Here is a 4,102-nt window from a genome sequence, read left to right as displayed (position 1 = left end):
ACCCAACCGCTCGCAATCTGAATCTAAATTATTTTCATCCCCCCCTATCACTTTTCGGTTTTCATCCGGCACACAGGCAATTGAGAAATATTTCCATTCAGGAGCCGCCGTATGTCCCGCCCGCTAGACACCCTGTTGCGCCCCAGCCTGTTGGCCGTCGCCATCGCCTTCGCCACCCCGCTGGCCAGCGGTCCGCTGCTGGCCGCCGAGCAGGCGTCCAGCGTGCGCGCCTACAATCTTCCCGCCGCGCCATTGGCCAGCACTCTGAACCAGATCGCCAGCCAGGCCGGCCTGGCCCTGAGCCTGAACCCGGCGCTGGCTTCGGGTAAAACCTCGGCGCCGGTCCAAGGCCAGTTCGACGCCACCGGTGCGCTGCGCGAAGCCTTGCGCGGCACCGGCCTGCAACTGGAGCAAAGCAGCGCCGGCACCTACAGCCTGGTGGCCGTGCCAGAGGGCGTCATGGTGCTGCCGGAAACCAGCGTGATCGGCGCCGGCGTCAGCGAAACCGCCTGGGGCCCGACCGAAGGCTATGCGGTCACCCGCACCGCCGCCGGCACCAAGACCGACACGCCGATCGTCGAACTGCCGCGCTCGGTCTCGGTGGTCACGCGCCAGCAGATGGACGACCGTTCCGTGCTCAACCTCAACGATGCCCTGCGCTACACCGCCGGCGTGCAGAGCAGCGGCTACGGTTCGGACTCGCGCAATGACTGGCTGCTGGTGCGCGGCTTCGTGCCGACCCAGTTCCTCGATGGCCTGCCGCTGCCCAGGGGCAACTACATCACCCCGAAAATCGAGCCGTGGAACCTTGAGCGCATCGCCGTGCTTCGAGGCCCGGCGTCCTCGGTCTACGGCCAGACGCCACCCGGCGGCATGCTCGACATGGTCAGCCGCCGCCCGCAAGCCGAGAGCAGCAATGAAGTGGAGTTGCAGGCCGGCAGCCATGAGCACAAGCAGATCAACTTCGACAGCACCGGCAAGGTCGACGATGAAGGCCAGTTCCTTTATAGACTCAGCGGCACCGTGCGCGACAGCAATGCCCAGGTCGATCACATCCCGGACAAGCGCTACAACATCGCCTCGAGCCTGACCTGGAACATCAACGACGACACCCGCCTGACATTCCTCTCGCAGTACACTCGCGATGACACCGGCATCACCGGGCAATTCCTGCCCCTGCAAGGCACCAAGCTGTCGTCGCCGGCGGGCAGGATTTCCCATCACAAGAACCTCGGTGATCCGGATTGGGAATTCTACGACCGCACCTACTACGCGCTCGGTTATGCCTTTGAACATCGCCTGAACGACACCTGGCAGTTCCGCCAGAACCTGCGCTACACCAAGAGCGACCTGGAAACCCAGGGTATTTCCGCTGGTGGGGCGTTCTTCCCAGATGGCCCGAACCAATCGGTGGACGCCAACGGCAACGTCAGGCGCAGCGCCAGCGTCATCGACGAGGACATCAGCCAGTTCGCCGTGGACAACAACTTCCAGGCCGACTTCCAGACGGGTGATCTGAGCCACACCTTATTGCTGGGTCTGGATCACCAGCGCTCGAACAGCAATTCGCGTTGGGATTGGGGTTCGACTGGCGTGCCGACCAGCAATATCAACAACCCGACCTACGGACAGGATTTTTCCAACGTCCAGTACTTCACGATGTATGACTACAACCAGAAGACCAACCAGACCGGCTTGTACTTCCAGGACCAGATTGCCCTGGACAAGTGGCGCCTCACCCTCGGTGGTCGTGAAGACTGGATCCACACCGGCACCGTGTTCCACAACCAGAACAATGTCACCAACACCCAGCGCGACAAGAAATTCAGCGGCAACGCGGCGTTGAGCTACGTCTTCGATAACGGTGTGACGCCCTACGTTTCCTTCGCCCAGTCGTTCCAGGCGGCGGCAGGTTCAATCGTCACCAGCACCGAAGCGTTCAAGCCGACCGAGGGCGAACAGTACGAGGCGGGTATCAAGTATCAACCACCCGGCACCAAGACCTTGTTGACGGCTGCGGTGTTCGACCTGACCCAGAAAAACAACTCTGTCACTGAAAACAACGTCACCCGCCAGGTCGGTGAAGTCCAGGTGCGCGGCCTTGAGCTGGAAGCCTCCGGCGACGTTACCGACAATCTGAAACTGGTCGGTTCCTACACCTACAACGACAGCGAAATCACCAAGGGCACCGCGCCCGAAGAAGGCAAGCGCATGGCCCAGGTACCGCGTAACCAGGCCACCGCATGGGCCGACTACACCTGGCACAACGGCCCGCTGGACGGGTTCGGCGTGGGTGCCGGCGTGCGTTATGTCGGCGACACCTACGGCAACACCACCAACACCGATTGGGGGCATGTCGGTTCCTACACCGTGTACGACGCCTCGGCCCATTACGACCTGGGCCGTTTGAACCGGACCCTCAAGGGCGTCACCGTGGCGGTGGACGCGAAAAACATCTTCAACAAGGAATACCTGTCCACCTGTGACGGCTTCTATTGCTACTACGGAGACCAACGCAACGTCGTCGCCAGCGTGAATTACAAATGGTAAACGGTTAGCATTTGCAAATCTTCTAGAAGGTCGCCTGTCGCTGAGGTCGATCAGCTGAATGAAATCCCTGTGGGAGCGAGCCTGCTCGCGAAAGCGCAGTGCCAGACGACGTCAATGTCGACTGTTGCGCCGCCTTCGCGAGCAGGCTCGCTCCCACCGGTATCGCAGCTTGACTGACGCTTCCGCCATCGTGGCCATTTTGCATTCGGATCGATCATGAAAAGCAAAACCATTCGCCGCTGGTCCTTCGTCCACACCTGGACCAGCCTGATCTGTACGGTGTTCCTGCTGATGCTGGCAATCACCGGGCTGCCGCTGATTTTCCATCATGAAATCGAGCATCTGCTGGGCGATGCCCCGGAGCTGCGGGAAATGCCGGCCGGCACGCCGCCGTTGGATCTTCAACAACTGGTGGAAAAAGCCAAGGCTCACCGTCCGGGTGAAGTGGTCCAGTATTTCGGCTGGGACGAAGACGACCCCAACGGTGTGATTACCATCATGGCGCCGACACCGGGTACCGAACCCAATTCATCCCATACCTTCATGCTCGACGCGCGCACCGGCGAAGCCCTGGAGATGCCTTCGGCCAACGGCGGTTTCATGATGATCATGCTGCGCCTGCACGTGGACATGTTCGCTGGGCTGCCGGGCAAGTTGCTGCTGGCGTTCATGGGTTTTCTGTTCGTGATCGCCATCGTCTCCGGCGTGGTGCTGTACTTGCCGTTCATGCGGCGCTTGAACTTCGGCACGGTGCGCCAGGACAAATCCACCCGCCTGCGCTGGCTCGACCTGCACAACCTGATCGGCGTCGTTACCCTGGTCTGGGCGCTGACCGTGGGCGTGACCGGCGTGATTGCCGCCTGCGCCGACCTGATCATCGCCGCGTGGCGCAACGACAGCCTCAGCGCGATGGTCGAGCCGTACCGCAACGCCCCGCCATTGACGCAACTGGCGCCGGCGACGCGCCTGCTCGACATCGCCAAGGAAGTCGCGCCGGGCATGGAGCCCAGCTTCATCGCCTTCCCCGGCACGCTGTTTTCCAGCGAGCACCACTACAGCGTGTTCATGAAGGGCGACACCCACCTGACCTCACACCTGCTCACCCCGGTCCTGATCGACGCCAGCACCCTGGACGTCACCGCCGTGGCCGAGCGGCCGTGGTACATGGACGTGATGAGCCTGTCCCTGCCGCTGCATTTCGGCGACTACGGTGGCCGGCCAATGCAGATTTTCTGGGCAACCCTGGATGTGCTGACCATCATCGTCCTGGGCAGTGGCGTTTATCTGTGGGTCGTGCGACGTAAAGCCGCCAAGCGCGCGACCGTCGGCGCGGAGGTAACCTCGTGAGGCCTCGGCAGTCGAATTTCTGGAAGGTGTTTGCTATTCCCGTGGTGATCGGCGGATTGAGCGCGGCGGGGCTGTTTTCGGCGCTGTTGGGCGATGGGGCCTGGGATGCGGTGAGCTGGGTTGGATTGGGAATCCCGACCGTGCTTGGGGCCTGGGGCTTGATCAAACGCGGATAACCCCAGCGCGGCAAAGAACCTGTGGGAGC

General features: G+C 61.9%; 3 protein-coding genes. All 3 read left to right on the top strand.

All coding sequences use genetic code 11. The annotated features are described in order from the left end of the window. Window positions 1–111: 111 nt before the first annotated feature. The 3 genes from ACE04F_RS18440 to ACE04F_RS18430 all read left to right on the top strand — a co-directional run bounded on the left by ACE04F_RS18440 (window position 112) and on the right by ACE04F_RS18430 (window position 4,073). A complete protein-coding gene (locus ACE04F_RS18440; protein ID WP_486108916.1) occupies window positions 112–2,550 on the top strand; it encodes a TonB-dependent siderophore receptor in 2,439 nt (812 codons plus the stop codon). Between the two features lie 216 nt (window positions 2,551–2,766). Then, on the top strand, window positions 2,767–3,897 hold the full coding sequence (locus ACE04F_RS18435) for a PepSY-associated TM helix domain-containing protein (RefSeq protein WP_486108914.1): 1,131 nt from the start codon (window positions 2,767–2,769) through the stop codon (window positions 3,895–3,897). Then, on the top strand, window positions 3,894–4,073 hold the full coding sequence (locus tag ACE04F_RS18430) for a hypothetical protein (protein ID WP_486108912.1): 180 nt from the start codon (window positions 3,894–3,896) through the stop codon (window positions 4,071–4,073). Before ACE04F_RS18435 ends, ACE04F_RS18430 begins: the two co-directional genes overlap by 4 nt. Window positions 4,074–4,102: the final 29 nt, after the last annotated feature.

This window comes from Pseudomonas sp. AGC41 (assembly GCF_057334555.1).
The sequence above is the reverse complement of the archived record's forward strand: the minus strand, read 5'-3'. Positions and strand labels throughout refer to the sequence as shown.

Coding starts and splice junctions, on each gene's coding strand:
- ACE04F_RS18435 (WP_486108914.1), top strand. CDS start 2,767: ATGAAAAGCAAAACCATTCGCCGCTGGTCCTTCGTCCACACCTGGACC.
- ACE04F_RS18440 (WP_486108916.1), top strand. CDS start 112: ATGTCCCGCCCGCTAGACACCCTGTTGCGCCCCAGCCTGTTGGCCGTC.